This is a genomic window from Micromonospora sp. NBC_01638 (genome assembly GCF_045209745.1).
GTDB lineage: Bacteria > Actinomycetota > Actinomycetes > Mycobacteriales > Micromonosporaceae > Micromonospora.
Genome location: NZ_CP109273.1, coordinates 1,383,164 through 1,407,597, shown reverse-complemented (window position 1 = coordinate 1,407,597; position 24,434 = coordinate 1,383,164). Strand labels below are relative to the sequence as shown.

The following is a 24,434-nucleotide window of genomic DNA, read 5'->3' as shown; positions in this document are numbered from 1 at the left end:
GCCTGCCCTCGGTGACCGCCCGGATCCTTACCCTGACCAATCCCTGATCAGGGTCAGACAGTCAGGAATCCGACTCTTTTCGGTTCCGGTCACCCGGCCCGGGGAGAATTTGCTCCCGTGACCACCTTGCTGGAGCCGCTTCGTAGGATCGCGGCATACGCAGTTTGTGCTGATTCAAGAGGTCGAGTGTTGCTGGTCCGCGCATCGGAGCGCTCCGGCACCCCCGGCACGTGGTCGCTGCCCGGCGGGGCGGTCGACCACGGCGAGGACCCAAACCACACGGTGGTCCGCGAAACTGCCGCCGAGACCGGTCTCTCAGTCGCCGTCTCGGGCCTGGCCGACGTGCTCGCCGACATGCGGGCGCTACCGGAGCGCGGCATCACCATCCACACCGACCGGTTGATCTACCGGGTGGCGGTGCGCGGCGGCACGCTGGCCGATCGGGTCGGCGAGCGCCCCACCGACCTGGCCCGCTGGTACACCCTCGACGAGGCGCGCGAGCTGCCGCTGCGCTCGTTCACCGCACGTGCCCTCGGGCTGCCCGCCTCCTCGGCCGACGTGGTGCCCGACGAGGCGCCCGAGTTCCCCTCCTTCTACGCGGTGCCCGGCCCGGACGGGCTGCACCGGGCGCAGCGCTTCGCCGCGTACGCGGTGTGCACCGACCCGGCCGGTCGGGTGCTGCTCACCCGGGTCTCCGACGGCTACCCCGGCGCCGGCTGCTGGCACCTCCCTGGCGGCGGCACCGACTACGGCGAGCAGCCCGGTGCGGCGCTGATCCGGGAACTTGTCGAAGAGACCGGGCAGACCGGCCGCCTGGTCGAGCTGCTCGGGGTGGCCAGCCACCGGGACGCCGCCTCGCTCGGCCCCGAGGGCTACCCGATCGACTGGCACGGGGTGCGCGCCTTCTACCGCGTGGTGGTCGACCAGCCCAACCCGCTGACCATCGCCGACGTGGGCGGCTCCACCTGCGAGGCCCGCTGGTTCGCGCGCGAGGAGCTGGGCGCCCTCCCCACCGACCACCTCACCGAGGTAACCGCCGAAGCAGTCCAAGCCGCCCAACTCACCTGACCTCCGGCCGTTCCCGCCTCGCCGCCGCCCTCCCCAGCCCCGCCCCCAGCCCCCAGCCCCCGCCCCCTCCGCCGCCCCCCTTCCGCGTTGATCATGAAGTTATTGTCAGGACACGCCGAGATGGGCGGCGATAACTTCATGATCGACGGGCGTTGCGGCGGGGAGCGGAGTGGGTGGGGATGGAACTTCTGCGGCGGGTCGGGGTTTATGGGATTTTGTGGGACTCGGGCCGGGTGCTGGTGGTTCGGGACGGGGTCGAGGGTGAGTTTCCGGGGATCTGGGGGCTGCCAGGCGGTGCTGTCGCGCACGCCGAACACCCGGAACGCGCCGTGGTCCGCGAGGTCGCCGAGCAGACCGGGCTGACGGTGACGGTGAGTCGGCTGCGCGCGGTGGTCGCCGACGTGACCCCCTATGCGGAGCACGACGCCGCACTGCACACCGACCGGCTGTTGTTCGAGCTCACCGTGCACGACGATGGTGCGTTGGGCGGCGGTGCGTTGGGCAGCGGTGCGCTGGGTGACGCTGGAGGCGGCCCGATCGACCAGGTGCGCTGGCTCACCCTGGCCGAGGTGGCGCAGTTGCCGCTGGCACCGTTCACCGCCGAGGTGCTCGGCCTGCAGGTCACCCCGCTGCCGCCCGGAACACACCGTTCGCGCGAACCGTTTCCGCCGCCGCACCCCGACCGCCGGCTGCGCTTCGGGGCGTACGGGCTGGTCACCGACCCGACCGGGCGGATCCTGCTCACGCAGATCGCGGACGGCTATCCGGGGGCCGGCCAGTGGCACCTGCCCGGCGGTGGCACCGATCACGGTGAGCAGCCGACTACCGGGCTGCTCCGGGAGTTGGTCGAGGAGGGTGGCCAGTTGGGTCGGGTGGTGGAACTCCTCGGCATGGACAATCTGCACAATCCTGCCGCACTTGGCCCGGAGGGTCGGCCGTTGGACTGGCATGGCGTACGGGTGATCTATCGGGTGCTGGTGGACGTACCTACTGATGCGGTGGTCACCGAATCAGCCGGAGGCTCGACGGCGCGGGCTGGTTGGTTCACCCGGGCCCAGGCCGTTGACCTGCCGTTGAGCGATATCGCTGCCTCGGCAATCGGAGGGAGTGGCGGTAGCACACGGCTCGGTGAGCCGAGATGGTGACCCTCCGGTACAGTCAAAGATCGGAATGATGAAGGAAACGGGCGATGAAGCCCGGGATGGGAATAAGCGAGCGGTTCGAGCGGTTTAGGCCAGATATAAGTACCGCCGGCAGCTATCGCCAAGCCATGTTTCCTATGCGATGGTGTACTCCGCAAAGCTGCCGGGCCATGCAAGGTCCGGCACGAGATGGCCGGACACCCGCCCCACGGCGGCAAGCCGATCCGGTGATGGAGGAAACGTGCCGAGAGCCCCATGGCGCCGGCGTCGTACTACTGACAGTCCGCGCCCCGCAGGGCGTCGCTGGGCGGGCCGGTTGCGCCGCAGCAGCACGTTCGCCCGCCAGGTGCTGTTGGTCCGGGTCGGTCGCCGTGACGGTGACCTGCACGGAGCCGACGTGGCCCAGCCCGAGCACCGGTACGCCGACCGGCAGCGCCGTCGCTACGGTCTGGACCGGCTCAGCCGACCGGCGCGGAGCGTCGGTCGAGCGGAGATCGAGGCGGTCATGCCGGTCAGCCCGGCGATGCCGCCGATGGCGCACGCCGACGAAGACTCGTCCCGGTCGATCCCACTGCTGCCCGGCGAGCGCACCATGGCCCGCCGGATGAAGTTCGGCCTGGTCAACGCCTGCACGCTGGCCAGCCTGATGCTCGGCATGCTGGCCATCTTCCTGGCCATGCAGGGCGAGGTGCGCATCGCCGCGCTCTGCCTCATCGCCTGCGTCGGCTTCGACGGTCTGGACGGCGCACTGGCCCGCCGGCTCGGCGTGGCCAGCCCGTTCGGCGCGCAGATGGACTCACTGGCCGACATGTGCTCGTTCGGTCTCGCCGCGCCGGTGGTGGTCTACGCCTCGCTCGCCGGCTCCGTCTCCACGGCTGCGGTGGCGGTGGCGTGCGCCCTGGTCGCGGCGTGTGCCGCGATTCGACTGGCCCGCTTCAACGTCTCGCCGAAGGACGGCCGCTTCTTCTGCGGGGTGCCCACCACCATGGCCGCGGCGGTGCTCGCCGTGACCGTGGCGATCGGCCTGCCGGTGCCCGGCGTCGTGCTGGTCGCCGGGGTGGCGCTGCTCGCCTTCGCGATGGTTTCGAGCTTCCCGTACGCCAAGCTCGCCCGCCTGGTGAAGCTGCCGCCGTGGCTCTGGCTGGCCCCGGTGATCGGCGCGCTGGTCGACATCCGGCTCACGTTCGCCCTGATCGTGGTGGGCTACCTGGTCAGCGGGCCGGTGCTCTGGCTGCGGCAGCGTCGTACCGCCTGATCCGAGCAGACCGAACGGGGCGCCGCGAACAGCGGCGCCCCGTTTCTCGTTGGCGGCGGGTCAGCGCCAACGGGCGATGACCGTGGACCCGCCGACCACCTTGTCGCCCGGCCCGACCAGCGGGTCCGTGGCCTCGGCCGGGAGGTAGACGTCGGTCCGTGAGCCGAACCGGATCAGCCCGAAGCGCTCGCCCTTGGCCAGCAGCGCGCCGATCGGCGCGCGCTGCACGATCCGGCGGGCGATCAGCCCGGTGCGCTGCGCGACCACCACCGTGCCGCGAGCGGTGTCCAGCACGGTGTACGCCGCCACGTTGTGCTCGGCGTCCGGCTTCATCGCGTTGACGAAGCCGCCGTCGGCGACGAAGTAGTCCACCACCTTGCCGGCGACCGGGGCACGGTTGACGTGCACGTCCAGCACCGACAGGAAGACCGCGACCCGCAGCCACTCGCCGTCGCCGAAACGCTCGTCGTGCAGCCGCTGCACCGACAGGACCCGCCCGTCCGCGCTGGCGACCACGGCGGTCGGGTCTTCCGGCACGTCCCGCTCCGGATCGCGGAAGAACGCGGCGACCGGCCCGGCGGCCAGCGCCGGCACCAGCCAGAGCTTGGACGACGGACGTGCCACCCGGGCCAGCGCCGCGAGGCCCAGCGCGATGCCCGCGGCGGCCACGCCGTTGGAGTCGATGTGCATACCGCGGGTCAGCGGCACACTCGACGGCCGGTGCGCGGGGGCCAGCCGGTCGGCCGCGGCCGGGCTGGCCGGGGTGAACCGCAGCCGGTAGACCCGTACCGGCGGCGAGTTGCGCAGCACCAGATCGGCGCCGACACCGTAGAGGGCGTCCTGTCGAGCCAGTTCGGCGGCGGCGCCGGTGGTCCGGCCGGGCGTGGCGATGGTCGCCACGCTCAGTACCGCGCCGTCGGAGAGGTACTTGACCAGCCCCTCGATGCCGCTGCGGGTCTCCTCGGCGGTGCCGGTGAACACCTCACCGGCGATGACGACCCCGGCAGCCTCAGCCTCGGCCAGCGAGTCGACGACGCCCACCCGGTCGGCGACCCAGCTGCCCTGGGCGTTGACGTGCTCGCGGAGCGCGGCAGCGCCAGACGGCTCGGCGGGCACCACGGTGAGACGGTCACCGGGCAGCAGTGCCTCGATCGCCGCGGCCAGCACCGCGGACTCCGGGCTCGCCCCGACCAGCAGGGCGACCTTGGGATCGTTGATCCGGACCAGCTCGGTGACGAGCGTTCGGGCGGCTCGCTCGCCGATGCGGACCGGACCGGACCGGCCGGTGGTACGCACGGCGGGGGACTGGGTCATGTCGGGCGGGCTCCTGACGGGGGTAGAGACGGGAATCGCGGCGGGACCGCCATGGCGGGACGGGCCGGCCGGCGGAGGCGAAATCTCCACCGGCCAGCATATGCGTCCGTTCGAGCCAGCCGCACCGCTGTGGCGGTGGAGTAGGCCGACGTCGGCAGCCGCCCGAGGTCAGGCCTCCCTGCGTCGGCCCTCCCGCTCGTCGTCCGGTTGGTCGCCGACGGCCTCGACCGGGTGGCCGGGCCGGGTCGGCTCGTCCCCCTCGACCGGTGCCGGTCGGGAGAGGATCCCGGTGCTCAGCTCCTCGTTCCCGTCGTCGGGCTGGCCGCTGACCGGAGCGGTCTGGGGAGCCGACGGAGGATGAGCCAGCCAGGCCGGATGGATCACCTCGGTGGTCGGCGTCTGGGGTGTCGGCCCCGGCAAGGGAGCGTCCCGGGTGAACCGCTCAGCCTCCCAGACCGGCAGGGTCGCGCCAGAGGTCGGCGCGGCGGCACCGGAATCCGGCGCGGACGCGCCGGAGACAGACGCGCCGGAGACGGGTGCGGCTGCCTCGGTGGCACCGGCCCCGGCGGCTGGCTCCGGCTGGCCCGGCCGACCCGAACGCAGCGCGCCGACCAGCCCGAAGACTCCGATCAGGATGAGTGCGCTGGCCAGGAACCAGCCGACCGGTGGCAACGCGAGCCCGAGTAGCTGGGCGAGCAGCCACCAGGCGGACAGCGCCAGGAACACGAGCCCGAAGGCGAACGACACCAGATCAGTGCGGTGAGCCTTCACCGGGTCACCTCCAGGTTGCCGGCATTGACATGGATGTAGAGGCGCAGGGTTCCGCCGCCGGGCCCGTCCACGCCGAGGTCGGTGGTCTCCCGCAGGCGGCCGTCCAGCCCGCCGGATCGTTTGCCGAAGATGGTGGCGTCACCCGCGTTGACGTCGGCCACCGTGGTGACGTCCACGTTCGGGGGTACGACCACGGTCCCCTTGCCGAAGTTGATGGCGACGGTCACCTGGCTGTCCCGCTTTGCGAAGTCGATCCCACGCAGGTCGAGGACGGCGTCACCGAAGCTGTTCTCGTACCGGTCGGCGAGGTCGCGATGGTCGGTGGGCGCCCAGGTCACCGCACCGTCGACCCCGCGGATCCGGTCGTAGGACTCGGCGACAGTCGCCGTGCCCAGCGCCGCCGCGGTCACCAGGCCAAGCGCGATGAGCCAGCGGGCCCGCCCGAACCAGGTGCCGACCAGCAGCCCCAACGCGATCGTGGCCAACGCGGCCGCGAAGTACGCCGAGGCGCTGACGACGAACACGTCCAGCAGGTCGAGCAGGGCGACCACCCCGATGACCAGGAAGATCAGCGAGAAGGTCACCGCGCCGAGCGGCGAACGCTCCCGGGGGCGCTTCGGTGGCTTCGGTGGTTTGGGCGGGGGGTACGCGGCGGGCGCCGGCGAGGCGTACGGGCCGTGTGGCGCGAACGGGGGGCGGTATCCGGATGGTGGCGCGGCGGTCGGATAGCCGGACGGGGCAGCGGGTGCGCCGGTCACCGGCGTCGACGGCCAGCCGGCGCTGGGCGTGCCGGTGCTCGGCCAGCCCGTGGCTGGTGCCGGCCAGCCGGCCTGGACAGTCGTCGTGCGGGCCGGCTGCCCGGACAACGGGCCCGCCCCGGACACCGGCTGCGCCGTGGCGGACGGCTGCGGACCGCTGGTCGGCTGCACGTCGTACGCCGGGGCGGTGACGGTGGGCGTTCCTCCCGTCGGCGCCGCGTATGCCGGATCGCCGCCGACCATCGGTGCCGTCGTCAGCGGGCCGGTCGGCGGCGCCGCACCGTACGACGGCGCAGGCCAGGCCACCGGTGGGACCGGACCGGGCGGGGCGCCGGAAGGCCCGGACGGTGCCGGACCGCCAGGGGTGCCGGGCTGTGGGTTGCGGCTGTCCCGGTTGAGCAGCAGCGCGCCGGCGACCAGGATGGCCGCGCCGAGCAGCACCGCACGGAAGGCGTCGGTGACGATGTAGCCGAAGCTGGCCGCGACCAGGATGCCCAGGATGATCACCGTCACCGGCGACATGCTGGAGCGCCCGCGGCCGAGCATGGACTCGATCGGGGACGCCGTGTCGCCCTCGTTCGGGATGATCAGCCAGGCGGCGACGTACACCAGGATGCCGATGCCCCCGAAGAACCCGAGCACCGCGAGCAGCACCCGCCAGAGCACCGGATCGGTGTTGGTGGCTCGTCCGATCGCCGCGCAGACGCCAGCCAGATACCGACCCTCGCGCGGTCGGACCAGCCCGTACCGCGAGGTGAAACCAGTGCCGCCCAGTGGCGGTGGCGTCGCGGACGGACCGGGACCCCCCTGCCCGGGTGGCGTGCCTCCGGCCCCGTAGCCGGTGCCGGACGCGAACCCTGGGCCCGGGCCGTAGCCCGGGGCGGGCGGCCCGTAGCCGCCGGCCGGATCGGCTGGTGCGGGTCCGGCGGCGGGGCCGGAGCCGGTGTACGGACCGAACGTGCTGGGCTCGGTCCATTCGGCGGGCGTGGCGGCTGGCGGGGGCGGTGATGAACCGCCCGGCTGTGCCGACCCCGGTCGGGGCGGCGGGGCAGCGTCCTCGGTCATGCTTCGATACTGCTGCCATGGGAGCCCGAGCGACCTCAGGACCCGACCCTGACCCCACCCTGAGATCCGGCGGCCGGAATGTCGGGGGCGTCCCCGTGGCCGTGGACGCCTCAGCGTGTGACGATCGGGTCACCGGCCTCGACCAGCCGGCCACCATGACCAGGGAGCCTCCGATCAGCATTGTGAGTCCGCCCCCGCGCCTCTATCGGGCCCCCGAGCACCGGATGGCCGCCGGCGTCGCCGCCGGTATCGCCGACCATCTGGGCATCTCGGTGCTGCGGGTACGCGTCGCGTTCATGGTTCTGCTCGGGCTGAGCGGGCTCGGCCTGCTGCTCTACGCGGCCTTCTGGGCGGTGGTGCCGCTGCGGCCCGGTGACACGGCGGTGCCGCCCCGACGCGACGTGGCCCAACTCCTGCCGTTCGTGGGGATCGGGCTCGGCGTCCTGCTGATCCAGGTGATGGTCTTCGACTCGGTCGGCGCGGCGGGCACCGCCGGCTGGCTGGTGGCCATCATCGCGGTCGGCGCCGGGGTCATCTGGCACCAGTCCGCGCCTGAGCGGCGGCGGCAGTGGGGCGACGCGATGCCGGTGCCCTGGCTCGGCGCGGTCGTCGAGGAGAGCGATCGGCGTGCCTTCGTGCTCCGGTTCATCGGCGGGGGAGTGCTGGTCGCGGTCGGCATCATCGGCGTCGCGGCCGTCTACTCGCCGGCGCAGAACTTCGACGCGGTCATCAACGGCGTGATCTTCGCACTGGTTGGGCTGGCGGGCGTCGGCGTGGTCGCCGCGCCGGTGCTCTGGCGGACGTACAGCCAGCTCCGCTCCGAGCGCGAGGGGCGCATCCGCGAGCAGGAGCGGGCCGAGTTGGCCGCCATGGTGCACGACCAGGTGCTGCACACGTTGGCGCTGATCCAGCGCAACGCCAGCGACGTCAAGACGGTGCAGCGGCTGGCCCGAGGGCAGGAGCGTTCCCTGCGTAACTGGCTCTACAAGCCGACGGCGTCGCCGAGTGAGCGTTTCGCCGCCGCGCTGGAGCAGGCCGCAGCCGAGGTTGAGGACACCTTTGCGATCACCGTGGAGACGGTGGTGGTCGGGGACCGGGAAACCGACGAGAAGGTCGGCGCGCTGGTCGCGGCCGCGCGAGAGGCGCTGGTCAACGCGGCCCGCCACGCTGGCGTGCAGACCGTGTCGCTCTACGCCGAGGTGGAGCCCGATCAGGTCAGCGTCTTCGTCCGGGACCGGGGGAAGGGCTTCGATCCGGATACCGTGGAGGACCACCGGCACGGCGTACGCGGCTCGATCATCGGGCGGATGAAGCGGCACGGCGGACGGGCCGAAATCCGGTCCGGTCCGGGGGAGGGGACCGAGGTCCGGTTGATCCTGCCGATCTCCCGGGACTCGTCCGCAGCGGAAAGGAACAGATGACCATGGCCGAGCAGTCGACCGAGCACCTCGACCCGGCGGATGCCCGCCCTGAGCGGCTGCGGGTGTTCCTGGTGGACGATCACGCCATGTTCCGGGCCGGAGTGCGCGCGGAGTTGGGCGCCCACGTCGAGGTGGTGGGCGAGGCGAGCACGGTGGCCGAGGCGGTGACCCGGATCGCCGCCGTCGGACCGGACGTGGTGCTGCTCGACGTGCACATGCCCGACGGCGGCGGACGCGCGGTGCTGGAGGCGATGCGGCGCAGTCACCCGCAGGTCAAGTTCCTGGCATTGAGCGTCTCCGACGCGGCGGAGGACGTGATCGGGCTGATCCGTGCCGGCGCCCGGGGGTACGTCACCAAGACCATCTCCCCGGACGAACTGGCCGCGGCGATCCGCCGTGTGGCCGATGGCGACGCCGTGTTCAGCCCGCGGCTGGCCGGGTTCGTGCTGGATGCTTTCGCGGCGCGACCGGACGCCCCGGTGGCCGACCCCGAGCTGGACCAGCTCACCAACCGTGAGCGTGAGGTGCTGCGGCTGCTGGCCCGGGGGTACGCGTACAAGGAGATCGCCAAGGAGCTGTTCATCTCCATCAAGACGGTGGAAACGCACGTGTCGAACGTGCTGCGCAAGCTTCAGATGTCCAACCGTTACGAGCTTTCCCGCTGGGCGGCGGACCGCCGGCTCGTGTGACCGTGCGTCGGTAGGGCTGAGGATCAGAGGATTGATCTCGGCGCCCTCGTCCACCTGGTCCGGTGATCGTGCCCGTGCAGCCGTAGTCGACCTGTCCGGACGGGTGGAAACCTGAGTGGTGACGCACGTCCCACCGCGCCCGGGTGGACCCGCGGAAGCCAGCAGGGCCGTAGCCCGATTCTTGGGTGGCGCAACGTATTTCCTGCTCAGCGCTGCCCGCGCCAACCGTTTTATGATCATTTTTCAAGTATCGGCGGGGTGGCGGGCAACTAACGGCTTGATAACGGCACCTTCACGGAAGCGGCCGGTGGGTGTCACAGTGGCAGCACCTCACCATCGGTGTGTGGCACTCCGTACGGCCCATGACCATGTCCTCGCCGCTCGCGGCGGTTCGTGGCTGTGCCTCCTGCGTCGTGTCGCGCCTCGTTGGCGGGGAGCCCGGCGGATCGGAACATCAGGGTGTCCCCAACTTCCCTGTGGTCCCGGCGACCCGCGCCCCTGGGTGGTCGGGCGGTGTCACCCCCCAAACGTGCGTGAAACCCACGACGGAACCTGGTTAGAAAGAGGAGGCCCCTCGGAATGAGAGTCTCGAAGCGGGCGACGAGCGCGATCGCGCTCAGCGCGGCTGCCGCGCTTGTCGCGAGCGGTTGCTCGAGTGGTGGCGATGGCGATGCTGCCGACAGCAAGGACGGCGCGATCGTTGTGCACGGTGTCCAGCCGGAGAACCCGCTGGTCCCGGCGAACACCACGGAGACCGGCGGTGGCAAGGTCATCGACTGGCTGTGGACCGGCCTGGTCGAGTACCCGAACGACGGTGGGGCCCCGCGTAACGCGCTGGCGGAGTCCATCGACACCAAGGACTCCAAGGTCTTCACGATCAAGATCAAGAAGGGTACCAAGTTCCACGACGGTACCGAGGTGAAGGCGAAGAACTTCGTCGACGCCTGGAACTGGGCCGCCTACTCGCCGAACGGCGCGCAGAACGGCACCTTCTTCGCCGACATCCAGGGCTTCGACCAGACCTACACCGAGGACCCGGACGGCCCGGACGGCCCGAAGAAGGCCCCGGAGCCGGCGGCCAAGGAGATGTCCGGCCTGAAGGTCATCGACGAGCAGACCTTCGAGGTCACCCTGGCAGCGCCGACCGCGGTCTTCCCGACCAAGCTCGGCTACAGCACCTTCATGCCGCTGCCGGACGCCTTCTTCACCATGAAGCCCGAAGAGTTCGGCAAGAAGCCGATCGGTAACGGCCCGGTGAAGTTCGTGTCGTGGGAGGACAACGTCCTCATCAAGCTGACGCGCTTCGACGACTACAACCTGCGCGACAAGATGAAGATCAAGGACGTCGACGTCAAGCTCTACCAGGACGAGACGGCCGCCTACGCCGACCTGCTGGCGAACAACCTCGACTTCATGGAGGTTGTCCCCACCTCGGCGCTCGCCGGTGACAAGTGGAAGACCGACCTCGGCGACCGGGGCCTGAACACGGTCACGCCGTCGACCGCGTTCATCGCGTTCCCGATCTACGACAAGCGCTTCGCGGACCCGAAGCTGCGTCGTGCCGTTTCGCTGTCGGTCAACCGGCAGGAGATCTCGGACAAGATCTTCTTCGGCACCCGCAAGCCGGCCGACAGCTGGGCGAACCCGCTGACCCCGGGCGCCAAGCCGGGCAACTGCACCGCCTGCAAGTTCGACCCCACCACGGCCAAGCAGCTGCTGGCCGAGGCCGGTGGCTTCACCGGTGAGATGGTCTTCTACTACAACGCCGACTCCAGCCACAAGGACTGGATGGACGCCGTTGCGCAGCAGATCAAGACGAACCTCAACATCGAGGCTCGGGCCGAGGGCGTGCCGACCTTCGCGGTCTTCCGCCAGAACATCAACGCGCACAAGATGAGCGGCCCGTACCGTGCCGCCTGGCAGCAGGACTACCCGGACGTCGAGAACTGGGTCAACCCGCTCTTCGTCACCGGTGGGTCCTCGAACGACGGCCTCTACAGCAACAAGGACGTCGACGCCCTGGCCAAGCAGGCCGGCGCTGCGCCGAGCCTGGAGGCTTCGCACGAGGCCTTCGCCAAGGCCGTCGAGCTGGTCGACCAGGACGTCCCGAGCATCCCGGTCTACTTCTACGGTCAGCAGTCGGGCCACTCGGAGAAGATCAAGAAGCTCGAGCTGAACAACGTCGGCGAGATCGACATCACCTCGGTCGAGCTCTGATCCGAACGGTCTGACCCCGGGTCGGGCTCGCCACATCCGGTGAGCCCGACCCGGGGCCGTTCCGCGAGCGGTTGTCACCACACTCCACTCGCACGTTGTCACCACCGTGTCGGCCGTCCGACGCGCCCCCTGTCTGGAGGACCGCCCCATGGGCCGTTATCTGTTGAGACGGCTGCTCCAACTCGTGCCGGTCTTCATCGGTACGACGTTCCTGATCTACTGGCTCGTCTGGGCCGTCCCGGGCGATCCGTTCGCCGGCAAGTGCGGCGAGCGTCGCTGCCCGGACCAGTACATCGCCTTCATGACTGAGAAGTACCACCTCGACCAGAACGTCTTCGTGCAGTACGCCAACTACATGAAGAACCTGCTCCAGGGTGACTTCGGTCAGACGTTCTCGCAACGCGATATCGGCGACATCATCGTGACGGCCTACCCGAACACGCTGAAGCTGGCCCTGGTGGCACTCGCCATCGAGGCCGTTATCGGCCTGGGCGCCGGCGTGCTGACCGGTCTGCGCCGCAACGGCTTCCTGGACAACCTGGTCCTGGTCTCCACGCTCTTCCTGATCGCGCTGCCGGTCTTCGTCGTCGGCTTCGTGCTCCAGTGGCTGCTGGGCGTGCAGTGGGGCATCGTCAAGCCGACCGTCTCCTCCGAGATGCGGTGGTCCGAGCTGATCGTGCCGGGCTTCGTGCTCGGTAGTGCGTCAGTGGCGTACATCGCCCGGGTGGCACGTACGAGCATCGCGGAGAACCGCCGCGCCGACTACGTGCGCACCGCGATCGCCAAAGGTCTGCCGATGCGTCGGGTGGTGGGTGTGCACCTGCTGCGCAACTCGCTCATCCCGGTGGTCACCCTGCTCGGCACCGACCTCGGTGCCCTGATGGGCGGCGCGATCGTCACCGAGGGGATCTTCGGCATCAACGGGATCGGCCGTGCGGTGTACCGCGCGATCGTGACCAAGGAGAGCGCCACCGTGGTGGGCATCGTGGTCGTCCTAGTGCTGGTCTATCTCGTGATGAACCTGCTGGTTGACCTGCTCTACGCCGCCCTGGACCCGAGGATCCGTTATGAGTGACCCGAGTACCGCATCGATCGTCAGCACCCCTGGCGCGCACCCGACCGACTCTGCCGCCCCTGCCACCGTGGGCCAGCCGCAGAGCAACGAAAAGCCTCGTGGCCTGCTCGGCGATGCCTGGCGGGACCTTCGGCGCAAGCCGTTGTTCTGGATCTCGGCCACGCTGATCATGATCTTCCTGCTGATGGCGGCCTTCCCGGCGCTGTTCGCCCCGGGCGACGCGGTCAACGGATCGCTGTCCCGCAGCCTCGACAAGGCGTCCGCTGATGCCTGGTTCGGCTACGACCTGCAGGGCCGCGACGTCTACGCCCGGGTCATCTATGGCGCGGGTGCCTCCATCCAGGTAGCCGTGCTCTCGGTGCTCGGCACCCTGCTGGTCGGTGGCGCCGCTGGCATCATCTCCGGCTATCGCGGTGGCTGGGTGGACGGGCTGCTGAGCCGGATCGCCGACGTCTTCTTCGGCCTGCCGTTCGTGCTCGGCGCGATCGTCATCCTGACCACGTTCAACGGTTCGGGCACTGGCAACAGCAAGACCCGGATCATGGGCCTGGTGACCATCTCCCTGATCGTGCTGAGCTGGCCGGTCGTGATGCGCCTGATGCGTTCCTCGGTGCTCGCCACCAAGGAGGCCGACTACATCGTCGCGGCCCGCGCCCTGGGTGCCGGCACCGGCCGGATCATCCTCAAGCACCTGCTGCCGAACTGCCTGGCCCCGCTGCTGGTCTACGGCACGATCATGGTCGGCTCGTTCATCGGCGCCGAGGCCACTCTGTCGTTCCTGGGCGTCGGTCTGAAGTCGCCGGTGGTCTCCTGGGGCATCATGATCAGCGACGGTAAGGACTTCCTCCGGGTCGCGCCAGGGCTGGTCTTCTTCCCCGCCGCGTTCCTCGTCACCGCAGTGCTGAGCTTCGTGATGCTCGGTGAGGCGGTCCGCGAGGCCCTCGATCCGAAACTCCGCTAGGGGAGATCCAGTGTCCGACATTCTCGTGTCCGAGCAGTCCGCGCCGGGACCCGGCGGGTCCGGACGTCCCTCCGGTCGGCTGCTCGAGGTCGACGACCTGCGGGTGGAGTTCCGTACCCGGGACGGCGTCGCAAAGGTCATCAACGGGGTCACGTACCACGTCGACGCGGGGGAGACCCTCGCCGTGTTGGGCGAGTCCGGCTCCGGTAAGAGCGTCACGGCGCAGACCATCATGGGCATCCTCGACACGCCGCCCGGCTTCGTCACCGGTGGGCAGGTCCGCTTCCACGGCAAGGACATGCTCGGCATGTCCGCCGAGGCGCGCCGCCGCATCCGCGGTGAGGGCATCGCGATGATCTTCCAGGACGCGCTCTCCGCGCTGAACCCCGTCTTCACCGTCGGGTTCCAGATCGCCGAGCAGTTCCGGGTCCGGCGGGGCATGGGTCGCGCGGAGGCCAAGAAGCGCGCGATCGACATGCTCGACCAGGTCAAGATCCCGAACGCCAAGGGCCGGTTCAACAACTACCCACACCAGTTCTCCGGTGGTATGCGGCAGCGCGCGATGATCGCGATGTCGCTGGCGCTCGACCCGGAGGTGCTGATCGCGGACGAGCCGACCACCGCGCTCGACGTGACCGTGCAGGCCCAGATCATGGACCTGCTCGCCGAGCTTCAGCGTGAGCGGCAGATGGGCATGATCCTGATCACGCACGACCTCGGCGTGGTCGCCGACGTCGCGGACCGGATCGCGGTCATGTACGCGGGCCGGATCGTTGAGGAAGCCGACGTGTACGACCTGTACGCCAAGCCGGCGCACCCGTACACGATCGGCCTGATCGAATCGATCCCGCGTTTGGACGAGAAGGGGCAGCAGCTCCGGACGATCAAGGGCCTCCCGCCGAACCTGATGAACATTCCACCGGGCTGCCCGTTCAACCCGCGTTGCCCCATGGCTCAGCCGGTGTGCCGGGAGAAGGTCCCGCCGCTGCTGCAGGTGGGCAACGCGCGGGCCAGCGCCTGCCACTTCGCCGAGGAGCTGGTGAACCGTGTCTGAGAACATCCTCGAGGTCCGTGACCTGGTCAAGCACTACCCCGTCACCCAGGGTGTGGTGTTCAAGAAGACCGTTGGTCAGGTCAAGGCGGTCGACGGAGTTTCGTTCGGCCTGCGTGCCGGTGAGACCCTCGGCGTGGTCGGCGAGTCTGGCTGCGGCAAGTCGACCCTCGCCCGGGTTCTGATGAACCTGGAGAAGCCGACCGCTGGCAGCGTGGTCTACAAGGGCCAGGACACCTCCAAGCTGTCCGGTGGGGCGCTGCGGCGCCTCCGCCGGCAGATCCAGCTGGTCATGCAGGACCCGTACACCTCGCTGAACCCGCGGATGACCGTCGGTGACCTGCTTGGTGAGCCGTTCGAGATCCACCCGGAGGTGGCGCCGAAGGGCAGCCGTCGGGCCAAGGTCAGGGAGCTGCTCGACCTGGTCGGGCTCAACCCGGAGCACATCAACCGGTACCCGCACCAGTTCTCCGGCGGTCAGCGTCAGCGCATCGGCATCGCCCGTGCGCTCGCGCTGCGGCCCGAGATCATCGTCTGCGACGAGCCGGTGTCGGCGCTGGACGTCTCCATCCAGGCCCAGGTGATGAACCTCCTGGAGCAGCTGCAGGGCGAGTTCGGGCTTTCGTACGTCTTCATCGCCCACGACCTGTCGGTGGTCCGCCACCTCTCGGACCGGGTCGCGGTGATGTATCTCGGCAAAATCGTCGAGATCGGCACCGAGGACGAGATCTACGAGCGGCCGACCCACCCGTACACCCAGGCTCTGCTCTCGGCGGTGCCGGTTCCGGACCCGACGCAGCGGAACAACAAGACGATCATCCGGCTCACGGGTGACGTGCCGTCGCCGATCAGCCCGCCCTCGGGCTGCCGGTTCCGGACCCGCTGCTGGAAGGCGCAGGACGTCTGCGCCGAGCAGGTCCCGCTGCTGGAGATCCGGCGGGACTCGGACCACCCGAGCGCCTGCCACTTCGCGGAGCGGCGCGAGATCGTCGCCACTCACGAGGCGTGAGTCATCGGAACCGCCTGCCGACGTCACCACGACGACGGCAGGCGGTTTCGTCTTTCCAGGACCAGGAACGGGCCGCTCCCGCGCCGAACGGTCGGTCGGTAGTTGGGGGTCGCCCCGGCAGCCGGTGGCGCGCCGGCAGAGCTCACAGCGGCCCGCGTGGCCAACTGGGGCCGATGTGGCTCCCCGCGGGCGCGGCGTCACCGCGGGTCGCGCGGCTCACAGCGGGCCGCGGCCCGCACGGAGCAGCAGCAGGGCCAACTGGGTGCCGTCGGCGCCGAGCGCGATCCGGAACCGCTCCAGGATCTCCCGTTCCCGAGAGAGCACCAGGCGGGTCCCCCCGGACGCCATCCGGGTCGTGCCGACCTCCTGGGACAACGCGGCCCGCTCCTGCCAGAGCGTGATCAGCGCGTTGTCGATCTCGTCGATCCGTTCCCTGATCTGCACGATCCGGGCCACGGCGGACGGCTCTTCGGTGCCGGTCCGTGCCTCGGCCTGCCCAGCGTTTCCGGTCACCGGCGGCACCGGGACCGCTGGCTCGCTCCCGTTCACCGTGGGCTGCTCAACCTTCGGTCGGATCGGGCTGCCGCTCTGCTCCATCACGTTTGTCATCATCGGGTACCTCTCGCACTGTGGTGCCCGGTGCCCGGAACCTGGGACGGAAAAGCCCCGGACTCCAGGAGCCCGGGGCTTTTCGCAGGTCTGAATCGATCAGGCGCGACCTACGGCAGCCGGACTCCCGGTGCCGTAGTAAAAGTAGTAGCGCTGAGCGAACACGCGTCGAGTATGCCCACGTCGGCACCGGGTGCGCAAGCATTCGGCGCTGACGTGGGGTCCTTTCCTGCCGCTGGGCGTGGAGGGTGGTGGTAGCGCGCGGTCGGGCACGAGCTGCTGAGCGCCGAAGGCGCAGTGTCCGGGTGGCGGCATAGACTTGTCGGGCGATGCATCCTCTCTTCGACATCCCCGCGTCCCCGCCTGCGCCGGAGTCCGCGCCGGCCCGCCCGCACCGACCAGGGTCGGCCGCTGCGCGCCTCGGTCCGCAGCAGCTGCTCGACGGGCTGAACGGGCCCCAACGCGACGCGGTCAGCCACGCCGGCTCGCCGTTGCTGATCGTGGCCGGCGCCGGGTCCGGCAAGACCCGGGTGCTCGCGCACCGGATCGCCTACCTGCTCGCCGCGCGGGACGTGCATCCCGGGGAGATCATCGCGATCACCTTCACCAACAAGGCGGCCGGCGAGATGAAGGAGCGCGTCGCCGCGTTGGTGGGCCCGCGGGCCCGCCTGATGTGGGTGTCGACGTTCCACTCCGCCTGCGTCCGAATTCTGCGGGCCGAGCACGAGCACGCCGGCCTCAAGTCGACGTTCTCGATCTACGACGCGGACGACTCCCGCCGGCTGATGCAGTTGGTCACCCGGGAGCTCGATCTCGACCCGAAGCGCTACCCGGCGCGTGGGCTGGCCGCGCAGGTCTCCAATCTCAAGAACGAGCTGATCGATCCGGAGCAGTTCGCGGCGCGGGCCACCGGGCCCAACGAGCGGGCGCTGGCTGAGGCGTACACGCTCTACCAGCGCCGGCTGCGTGAGGCGCACGCACTGGACTTCGACGACCTGATCATGACCACGGTGCACCTGCTCCAGTCCCACCCGCACGTCGCGGAGAGCTACCGTCGGCGGTTCCGGCACGTGCTGGTGGACGAATACCAGGACACCAACCACGCCCAGTACGTCCTGATCAAGGAGTTGGTCTCCGGCACCGACGGGCTGGAGCCCGCCGAGCTGTGCGTGGTCGGCGACGCCGACCAGTCGATCTACGCGTTCCGGGGTGCGACGATCCGCAACATCCTGGAGTTCGAACGGGACTTCACCGACGCGCGGACGATCCTGCTGGAGCAGAACTACCGCTCCACGCAGACCATCCTCAACGCGGCCAACGCGGTGATCGACCGGAACACCTCCCGCAAGCCCAAGCGGCTGTGGAGCGAGGCCGGTGCCGGCGAGCAGATCGTCGGGTACGTGGCCGACACCGAGCACGCCGAGGCCGACTGGGTGGCCCGGGAGATCGACCGGCTGGTCGACGCCGACGAGACCCGCCCCGGCGACGTCGCGGTCTTCTACCGCACCAATGCCCAGTCCCGGGTCTTCGAAGAGGTGTTCATCCGCGTCGGCCTGCCCTACAAGGTGGTCGGCGGGGTGCGCTTCTACGAGCGCAAGGAGGTCCGCGACGCACTGGCGTACCTGCGTTCGGTGGTCAACGACGACGACACGGTGAGCCTGCGGCGGGTGCTGAACACCCCTCGCCGGGGGATCGGCGACCGCGCGGAGGCGTGTGTCGAGGCGCTCTCCAGCCGCGACCGGATCTCGTTCGGCGCGGCGCTGCGCCGGGCCAGGGAGGCGCCGGGCATCTCCAGCCGGGCGGCCAACGGCATCGCCGACTTCGTGGCGCTGCTCGACGGTGCCGGGGAGCTGGCCGAGACCGGCACGCCAGAAGAGGTGCTGGAGGCGCTGCTGACCCGCTCGGGCTACCTCACCGAGCTGGAGGAGAGCCTGGACCCGCAGGACGCCGGCCGGGTGGACAACCTCCAGGAGTTGGTCAGCGTCGCCCGGGAGTACACCGAGCGGATCGAGGCGCTGGGCGAGGAGGGGGAGCGGGCCACCCTGGCCGGCTTCCTGGAGCAGGTGGCGCTGGTCGCCGACGCCGACCAGATCCCCTCTGACGACCCCGACCACCAGGGCGTGGTCACGCTGATGACGTTGCACACCGCCAAGGGGCTGGAGTTCCCGGTGGTCTTCCTGACCGGGTTGGAGGACGGCGTCTTCCCGCACCTGCGCTCGCTGGGCGACACCCGCGAGTTGGAGGAGGAGCGCCGGCTGGCGTACGTCGGCATCACCCGCGCCCGGCAGCGGCTCTACCTCTCCCGGGCGGTGACACGCTCGGCCTGGGGGCAGCCGTCCTACAACCCGCCGTCGCGGTTCCTGGAGGAACTGCCGACGGAGTTGGTGCACTGGGAGCGCACCGAAGGGTCGTACACCTCGTGGGCTGGTGGAGGCGGCGGCGTCGGCGGCCGTGCCGACCGTGCGCCCGGCGGTCGGGGCACCTTCACCGGAGGCACGCCGAAGGCGGCTCAGCTGGCCCAGCGGCTCGGTGTGGACGCCAGCCGGCTGACCACGGCCAGCGAGCTGCCGCAGGGGCCGAAGGTGTCTGCCGGCGACCGGGTCAATCACCAGCGGTACGGGCTGGGGCGGGTGCTCGCCGTCGAGGGGCACGGCCCGGGTGCCCGGGCGCAGATCGACTTCGGCGATCAGACCATGTGGCTGGTGCTGCGGCACGCCCCGGTCGACAAGCTCTGACCCAAACGACCCAAGGCAGCGCCCGTCCGCCGCCCGCCCGACCAAGATCGCGCTACTTCGTTGAAAGAGTGGCCTCCGGCAGCGCGGAGGCCACTCTTTCCATGATGTTGTGCGGAACAGGCGGATCTTCAGACGCGCAGGCGGATTGGCTCAGCAGCCCAGGTCCACGCCGTGTGCCCGCATGAACGGGGCCGGGTCGATCTGGTTCCACATGCCCTGGTGCACCTCGAAGTGCAGGTGCGGGCCGGTGGAGTCGCCGGTCGCGCCCTCATAGCCGATGACCTGGCCAGCCTTGACCTTCTGGCCGACCGCGACCGCGACGCGGCTCTGGTGGGCGTAGTTGGTCAGGTATCCGTTCCCGTGGTCGATGAAGACGGAGTTGCCGTACCCGTCGGAGGCGTCTCCGGCCTGGGTCACGGTGCCGGCCGCTGCGGCGCGGATCGGCGTACCGGAGGGCAGCGCCAGGTCGATACCGGCGTGCAGGGTGCCCCAGCGCTGCCCGTAGCAGGAGGTGACTGCGGCGCCCGGCATCGGGTCGACCCAGGCGGGCGTGGGCTTGGTGGCCTTCGGCTTCGGCTTGGCCTTCGCGGTGGCCGTCTTCGTGGGTGTCGGGCTGGCGCTGGCCGCTGAGGGGCTCGGCGTCGGGCTGGCGGCGGGGGCGACCGGCGTGCTCGACTCGCGGGCGGAGCGGTCCGCCCGGCTGGCAGCTTCGGCCCGGGACTGTGCGTCGAGGCTGACGGCGGCGGGTGCCGGGTGGTCGTTGCCGGTGGTGGCGACGGCGACACCACCGAGGCCGAGGGCTACCAGAGCGGCAGCGCTGAGCACGATGAGGCGGTTCCGCCGGCCGCCGCGCTGCGGCTGCTCGGTCTGGGCGGTGTCGGGGGTGTTCTCGTTCTGCACGGGGCTGTCTTCCTGCACGGCGGACCTTCAGAGTCGAGGGGCACTTGACCTCGAAATACTGGTGTCGGGCCGAGTTGGGGCTGGTACGGGGACCGGGTGACCGGGTGGTGGACGGTGGACCGCCTGCCCGGGTATGACCCGCTGTGCGGCGTTACATCTAGAAAAGTGATCATGCCGCTGGGTGTCGCCGGTCACACTCCGGGCTGTGACCCGGCAGACATCCGCCGAACCCGGGCAACGAAAAACCGCCCGGATCGACAGATCCGGGCGGTCAACGGTCGGTACGCAGCGTCAGGACGCGGCTACCTCGCTGTAGATTGCCTCGACTTGCAGCTTGATGTCCACTCCGCGCTCCTGGAGGAAGGGCACCGGGTCGATCGGCTGGCCCTTGACATGGATCTCCAGATGCAGGTGGGTGCCGTAGGCGTGACCGGTCTGGCCCACCAGGCCGAGCTGGTCACCCGCCTTGATCTGCTGGCCTTCCTTCACGCTCACCGCGGAGGAGTGGCCGTAGATGGCCTCGCTGCCGTCGGCGTGTTGAACGATCACGGCGTTGCCGTACCCGCCGAACCAACCGGCCTTGGTGACCAGTCCGTCGTGGACCGCCACATACGGAGTGCCCTCAGCAGCGACCAGGTCCACGCCGGTGTGCAGCTTGCCCCAGCGCATCCCGTAGGGGGAGTTGAAGTCGTAGCCCTGCAACGGCAGCAGCCAGACCTCGGGCTCGGCGCTGTCCTTGCTCCGGCTGTCCCGGGAGGCGCGGTCGGCGCTGTCCGCACGGGCCGCGGCGTCCTGGCTGGTGACCGACGCCTGCTTGAGCTCGTCGAGCACCGTCGGGCTGACGTCCTTGGCGTCCGGCAGGGCGCTCGCGCCGAGTGCGACGAGGCCGGCCCCGACGAACGCGGTGGTGACGACAGCGGCGTAACGGCTCCGCGGTGGGGTGGGTACGCGGCGGCGACCGCGATATCGATCGGGCTCAGACGACAGGCGCTGGCGCACGCACACCCTCCGTTGTCGGGGTTCCGAAGCGGCCGGTGGACGTTCGTGAAGCTCCAGTGAACGTCCGCTGACCGCGTCGTCACCCGTCCATGGACCTGATGACAACCGTGGACACGTTAGCCAACCACCAGGCGAGTCACAAGCTAGACCGAGAAATTGGCGTGTCGTTCTGTCCGTTTGCGTCCATGATTGTCACGCATCGCGACGCCGAACGGCGCCCCTGTTGCTGCCCGTTCGTCGCCGAGCGTGACCGGTCCGGCGGAGTCGTCCGGCTTGACTGCGGGCAGTGCCGGATGGCGCCGCGGCAGTGTCGGATCGCGACCAGCGGGCCTCCCCAGGTTGCCCGCTGGTCGCAAAGAGCGATAACCGGTGACAGAGCCCGGATTTCCCGGGCTGGGTCCGCCGGGTTACCGTTCGTTCAGGTGAAGGCCGTGGAGCCGGTGAAAGGTGTGCGCTGATGAGCTCTCGTATTCGGGTCGTCGTCGCCAAACCCGGCCTGGACGGCCATGACCGCGGCGCGAAGGTCGTCGCGCGCGCCCTGCGTGATGCCGGGATGGAGGTCGTCTACACCGGCCTGCACCAGACCCCTGAGCAGATCGTGGAGACCGCTATCCAGGAGGACGCCGACGCGGTCGGCCTGTCCGTCCTGTCCGGCGCGCACATGACGCTCTTCCGGCGAGTGCTGGAACTGCTCACTGAGCGGGACGCCCGTGACATCGTCGTGTTCGGCGGCGGCATCATTCCGAACGGCGACATTCCCGAGTTGGAGAAGCTGGGCGTCGCAAAGATCTTCACGCCGGGCGCCACCACTCAGGCGATTGTCGAGTGGGTCCGACAGAACGTCGCGCAGCCGGTTTCCTGAGGCACCCGCGAAGGGCTGGCGGTAATAGGTCGGAGACCGGTTTCCGGGCACGGGGGAGGGGCCGGACGCACCCCTCACACGTCCGGCCCCTCTATGCACGATGCCCCGCCGCCACCCCTCGACCGACAGGGCATCGGCCGTCTCCCGTCATCGCGCTGTGCAGCGCTCCGACACCTCACTCAACGACGCCCCCACGGCCGGGTTACGGACCCCCGGCAACATCGCCCGGACGGTGGATGCCGCCCGAGTCATGGCCGGAAACCGGCCGCGCCCGCTGCCCGGTTGTGCATTACCGCACACCGTGCACCCGCTCGGTTGCCGGTGGTGCCGACATCGTTAGGCTGCGGCCAATGGCCTGTTTCAACTGATGACAGGCGTCAAACTGTTTCTTGAACGCTGGTGGCGGCGCGACGGCGCGCCGCGGAGACGGGACGGGACGCGCAATCGTGGACCTGTACGAGTACCAGGGGCGGGACCTGTTCGAGCGGCACGGCTTGCCCGTGCTGGCCGGCGGCGTCGCCACTACCCCGGAAGAGGCCCGTGCGATCGCCGAACGCCTCGGCGGTCGCGTGGTCGTCAAGGCGCAGGTGAAGGTCGGCGGCCGAGGTAAGGCCGGCGGCGTCAAGCTGGCTGAGGGCCCGGATGAGGCGGTGGCCAGGGCCACCGACATCCTCGGCATGGACATCAAGGGTCACACCGTCCACAAGGTCATGATCACGGTGACCGCGGACGTGGTCGAGGAGTACTACTTCTCGTACCTGCTCGACCGGGCTAACCGCACCTTCCTCTGCATCGCCAGCGTCGCCGGCGGGATGGACATCGAGCAGGTCGCTGCCGAGACCCCCGACCAGGTCGTGAAGGCCCCGATCGACGCCGTGAAGGGCGTGGACGAGGCCAAGGCTCGCGAGATCGTGACCGCCGCCCGCTTCCCGGCCGAGGTCGCCGACCAGGTGGTCGAGGTGGCCGTCGGCCTGTGGCAGGCGTTCGTCGCCGAGGACGCCACGCTGGTCGAGGTCAACCCCCTCGCCAAGAACGGCGACGGTCGGCTGCTGCTGCTCGACGCCAAGATCAGCCTGGACGAGAACGCGGCGTTCCGGCACCCGGACCACGAGGCGCTGGTCGACCAGGCCGCGGTGGACCCGCTGGAGCAGGCCGCCAAGGCCAAGGACCTCAACTACGTCAAGCTCGACGGCGAGGTCGGCATCATCGGCAACGGTGCGGGTCTGGTCATGTCGACCCTCGACGTGGTCGCGTACGCCGGTGAGCGGCACGGCAACGTCAAGCCGGCCAACTTCCTCGACATCGGCGGCGGCGCGAGCGCCGCGGTGATGGCGAACGGGCTGGAGATCGTGCTCTCCGACCCGGCAGTGAAGAGCATCTTCGTCAACGTCTTCGGCGGCATCACCGCCTGCGACGAGGTCGCCAACGGCATCATCCAGGCGCTGGCCCTGCTGGAGCAGCGCGGCGAGCAGGTCACCAAGCCGCTCGTCGTCCGTCTCGACGGCAACAACGCCGAGGCCGGTCGGGCGATCCTGGACAGCGCGAACAACCCACTCGTGCAGCGGGTGGACACCATGGACGGTGCGGCCGAGCGGGCCGCCGAGCTGGCAGCTGCGGGGGTCTGATCATGGCTATCTGGCTGACCAAGGACTCGAAGGTCATCGTCCAGGGGATGACCGGTTCCGAGGGTTCCAAGCACACCCGGCGGATGCTCGCCGCCGGCACCAACGTGGTGGGCGGCGTCAACCCGCGCAAGGCGGGCCAGAAGGTCGACTTCGACGGCACCGAGCTGCCGGTCTTCGCGTCCGTCGCGGACGCGATTGCCGAGACCGGGGCCGACGTCACCGTCATCTTCGTGCCGCCGCAGTTCACCAAGGCCGCCGTGGTCGAGGCGATCGACGCCGCGATCGGCCTGGCCGTGGTGATCACCGAGGGCGTTCCGGTGCACGACACCGCATCGTTCTGGGCGTACAACGTGGCGCAGGGCGAGCGGACCCGGATCATCGGGCCGAACTGCCCGGGCATCGCCTCGCCCGGCGCGTCCAACGCCGGCATCATCCCGGCCGACATCACCGGCTCCGGCCGGATCGGCCTGGTCAGCAAGAGCGGCACGCTGACCTACCAGATGATGTACGAGCTGCGCGACATCGGCTTCTCCACCTGCGTCGGCATCGGCGGTGACCCGATCATCGGGACCACCCACATCGACGCCCTGGCGGCGTTCGAGGCCGACCCGGAGACCGACGCCATCGTCATGATCGGTGAGATCGGTGGCGACGCCGAGGAGCGGGCCGCCGAGTTCATCAAGGCCAACGTCACCAAGCCGGTGGTCGGCTACATCGCCGGCTTCACCGCTCCCCCCGGCAAGACCATGGGTCACGCCGGGGCGATCATCTCCGGTTCGGCCGGCACCGCCGAGGCGAAGCAGGCGGCGCTGGAGGCGGTCGGTGTCAAGGTCGGCAAGACGCCGACCGAGACCGCGAAGCTGATGCGGGAGATCATGTCCGGCAACTGAGCCGGCCAGGCTACGCCG

Annotated in this window: 19 protein-coding genes and 1 pseudogene; 14 read left to right on the top strand and 6 right to left on the bottom strand. The window is 70.0% G+C overall.

Annotation, left to right across the window (positions count from 1 at the left end; translation table 11 throughout):
• The first annotated feature begins 117 nt into the window (after positions 1 to 117).
• The 3 genes from OG811_RS06530 to OG811_RS06520 all read left to right on the top strand — a co-directional run bounded on the left by OG811_RS06530 (position 118) and on the right by OG811_RS06520 (position 3,465).
• The gene (locus OG811_RS06530) at positions 118 to 1,068 is read left to right on the top strand and encodes an NUDIX hydrolase (protein ID WP_272613512.1); all 951 of its coding nucleotides are present in this window, start codon (positions 118 to 120) and stop codon (positions 1,066 to 1,068) included.
• 179 nt (positions 1,069 to 1,247) lie between these two features.
• Positions 1,248 to 2,213: an NUDIX hydrolase gene (locus tag OG811_RS06525; RefSeq protein WP_406075571.1), complete on the top strand. Its 966-nt coding sequence runs from the start codon at positions 1,248 to 1,250 to the stop codon at positions 2,211 to 2,213.
• Positions 2,214 to 2,526: 313 nt separating this feature from the next.
• Complete coding sequence (locus OG811_RS06520) at positions 2,527 to 3,465, top strand: CDP-alcohol phosphatidyltransferase family protein (RefSeq protein ID WP_406072794.1); 939 nt, start codon at positions 2,527 to 2,529, stop codon at positions 3,463 to 3,465.
• Between the two features lie 60 nt (positions 3,466 to 3,525).
• On the opposite strand, the gene OG811_RS06515 is transcribed toward OG811_RS06520, so the two are convergent.
• The 3 genes and pseudogenes from OG811_RS06515 to OG811_RS06505 all read right to left on the bottom strand — a co-directional run bounded on the left by OG811_RS06515 (position 3,526) and on the right by OG811_RS06505 (position 7,373).
• On the bottom strand, positions 3,526 to 4,779 hold the full coding sequence (locus OG811_RS06515) for a phosphatidylserine decarboxylase (RefSeq protein WP_406072793.1): 1,254 nt from the start codon (positions 4,777 to 4,779) through the stop codon (positions 3,526 to 3,528).
• Between the two features lie 525 nt (positions 4,780 to 5,304).
• Positions 5,305 to 5,550, bottom strand: a pseudogene (locus OG811_RS06510) (hypothetical protein); the annotation flags it as partial.
• A complete protein-coding gene (locus OG811_RS06505; protein WP_406072792.1) occupies positions 5,547 to 7,373 on the bottom strand; it encodes a PspC domain-containing protein in 1,827 nt (608 codons plus the stop codon). The gene OG811_RS06505 and the pseudogene OG811_RS06510, both read right to left, overlap by 4 nt.
• A 155-nt stretch (positions 7,374 to 7,528) precedes the next feature.
• On the opposite strand from OG811_RS06505, the gene OG811_RS06500 reads away from it, so the two are divergent.
• The 7 genes from OG811_RS06500 (at position 7,529) to OG811_RS06470 (ending at position 15,796) form a co-directional block, all read left to right on the top strand.
• A complete protein-coding gene (locus OG811_RS06500) occupies positions 7,529 to 8,794 on the top strand; it encodes a PspC domain-containing protein (RefSeq protein WP_406072791.1) in 1,266 nt (421 codons plus the stop codon).
• A 2-nt stretch (positions 8,795 to 8,796) separates the two neighbouring features.
• Positions 8,797 to 9,483: a response regulator transcription factor gene (locus OG811_RS06495; protein WP_357817405.1), complete on the top strand. Its 687-nt coding sequence runs from the start codon at positions 8,797 to 8,799 to the stop codon at positions 9,481 to 9,483.
• Between the two features lie 579 nt (positions 9,484 to 10,062).
• Positions 10,063 to 11,700 (top strand): ABC transporter substrate-binding protein, encoded by a 1,638-nt coding sequence (locus OG811_RS06490; protein ID WP_406072790.1) that lies wholly within the window; start codon positions 10,063 to 10,065, stop codon positions 11,698 to 11,700.
• 148 nt (positions 11,701 to 11,848) lie between these two features.
• Positions 11,849 to 12,775, top strand: coding sequence for an ABC transporter permease (locus tag OG811_RS06485; RefSeq protein WP_406072789.1), 927 nt, complete (start codon positions 11,849 to 11,851; stop codon positions 12,773 to 12,775).
• Complete coding sequence (locus OG811_RS06480) at positions 12,768 to 13,736, top strand: ABC transporter permease (protein WP_406072788.1); 969 nt, start codon at positions 12,768 to 12,770, stop codon at positions 13,734 to 13,736. Before OG811_RS06485 ends, OG811_RS06480 begins: the two co-directional genes overlap by 8 nt.
• A gap of 25 nt (positions 13,737 to 13,761) precedes the next feature.
• Entirely contained in the window at positions 13,762 to 14,790 is a 1,029-nt protein-coding gene (locus OG811_RS06475) for an ABC transporter ATP-binding protein (protein ID WP_406075570.1), read from the top strand.
• Entirely contained in the window at positions 14,783 to 15,796 is a 1,014-nt protein-coding gene (locus OG811_RS06470; protein WP_406072787.1) for an ABC transporter ATP-binding protein, read from the top strand. The genes OG811_RS06475 and OG811_RS06470 overlap by 8 nt, the downstream gene beginning before the upstream one ends.
• A gap of 216 nt (positions 15,797 to 16,012) precedes the next feature.
• Here OG811_RS06470 and OG811_RS06465 read toward each other — a convergent pair whose 3' ends face one another.
• The gene (locus OG811_RS06465; protein WP_406072786.1) at positions 16,013 to 16,408 is read right to left on the bottom strand and encodes a chorismate mutase; all 396 of its coding nucleotides are present in this window, start codon (positions 16,406 to 16,408) and stop codon (positions 16,013 to 16,015) included.
• Positions 16,409 to 16,734: 326 nt separating this feature from the next.
• Here OG811_RS06465 and pcrA point away from each other — a divergent pair, with 326 nt between their 5' ends.
• Complete coding sequence (pcrA, locus tag OG811_RS06460) at positions 16,735 to 19,140, top strand: DNA helicase PcrA (RefSeq protein ID WP_406072785.1); 2,406 nt, start codon at positions 16,735 to 16,737, stop codon at positions 19,138 to 19,140.
• A 150-nt stretch (positions 19,141 to 19,290) separates the two neighbouring features.
• On the opposite strand, the gene OG811_RS06455 is transcribed toward pcrA, so the two are convergent.
• Complete coding sequence (locus OG811_RS06455) at positions 19,291 to 20,058, bottom strand: M23 family metallopeptidase (RefSeq protein WP_406072784.1); 768 nt, start codon at positions 20,056 to 20,058, stop codon at positions 19,291 to 19,293.
• Between the two features lie 273 nt (positions 20,059 to 20,331).
• Positions 20,332 to 21,039, bottom strand: coding sequence for a M23 family metallopeptidase (locus OG811_RS06450; RefSeq protein WP_406072783.1), 708 nt, complete (start codon positions 21,037 to 21,039; stop codon positions 20,332 to 20,334).
• A gap of 457 nt (positions 21,040 to 21,496) precedes the next feature.
• Between OG811_RS06450 and OG811_RS06445 the strand changes: the two genes are divergently transcribed.
• The 3 genes from OG811_RS06445 to sucD all read left to right on the top strand — a co-directional run bounded on the left by OG811_RS06445 (position 21,497) and on the right by sucD (position 24,416).
• Positions 21,497 to 21,901: a cobalamin B12-binding domain-containing protein gene (locus OG811_RS06445; protein WP_406072782.1), complete on the top strand. Its 405-nt coding sequence runs from the start codon at positions 21,497 to 21,499 to the stop codon at positions 21,899 to 21,901.
• Positions 21,902 to 22,347: 446 nt separating this feature from the next.
• Positions 22,348 to 23,526 (top strand): ADP-forming succinate--CoA ligase subunit beta, encoded by a 1,179-nt coding sequence (sucC, locus tag OG811_RS06440; protein WP_406072781.1) that lies wholly within the window; start codon positions 22,348 to 22,350, stop codon positions 23,524 to 23,526.
• A gap of 2 nt (positions 23,527 to 23,528) precedes the next feature.
• The gene (gene sucD / locus OG811_RS06435) at positions 23,529 to 24,416 is read left to right on the top strand and encodes a succinate--CoA ligase subunit alpha (RefSeq protein ID WP_406072780.1); all 888 of its coding nucleotides are present in this window, start codon (positions 23,529 to 23,531) and stop codon (positions 24,414 to 24,416) included.
• The last annotated feature ends 18 nt before the right edge of the window (positions 24,417 to 24,434 follow it).

Coding starts and splice junctions, on each gene's coding strand:
- OG811_RS06525 (WP_406075571.1), top strand. CDS start 1,248: ATGGAACTTCTGCGGCGGGTCGGGGTTTATGGGATTTTGTGGGACTCG.
- OG811_RS06515 (WP_406072793.1), bottom strand. CDS start 4,779: ATGACCCAGTCCCCCGCCGTGCGTACCACCGGCCGGTCCGGTCCGGTC.
- OG811_RS06505 (WP_406072792.1), bottom strand. CDS start 7,373: ATGACCGAGGACGCTGCCCCGCCGCCCCGACCGGGGTCGGCACAGCCG.
- OG811_RS06500 (WP_406072791.1), top strand. CDS start 7,529: ATGACCAGGGAGCCTCCGATCAGCATTGTGAGTCCGCCCCCGCGCCTC.
- OG811_RS06495 (WP_357817405.1), top strand. CDS start 8,797: ATGGCCGAGCAGTCGACCGAGCACCTCGACCCGGCGGATGCCCGCCCT.
- OG811_RS06490 (WP_406072790.1), top strand. CDS start 10,063: ATGAGAGTCTCGAAGCGGGCGACGAGCGCGATCGCGCTCAGCGCGGCT.
- OG811_RS06485 (WP_406072789.1), top strand. CDS start 11,849: ATGGGCCGTTATCTGTTGAGACGGCTGCTCCAACTCGTGCCGGTCTTC.
- OG811_RS06480 (WP_406072788.1), top strand. CDS start 12,768: ATGAGTGACCCGAGTACCGCATCGATCGTCAGCACCCCTGGCGCGCAC.
- OG811_RS06465 (WP_406072786.1), bottom strand. CDS start 16,408: ATGATGACAAACGTGATGGAGCAGAGCGGCAGCCCGATCCGACCGAAG.
- pcrA (WP_406072785.1), top strand. CDS start 16,735: ATGCATCCTCTCTTCGACATCCCCGCGTCCCCGCCTGCGCCGGAGTCC.
- OG811_RS06445 (WP_406072782.1), top strand. CDS start 21,497: ATGAGCTCTCGTATTCGGGTCGTCGTCGCCAAACCCGGCCTGGACGGC.
- sucD (WP_406072780.1), top strand. CDS start 23,529: ATGGCTATCTGGCTGACCAAGGACTCGAAGGTCATCGTCCAGGGGATG.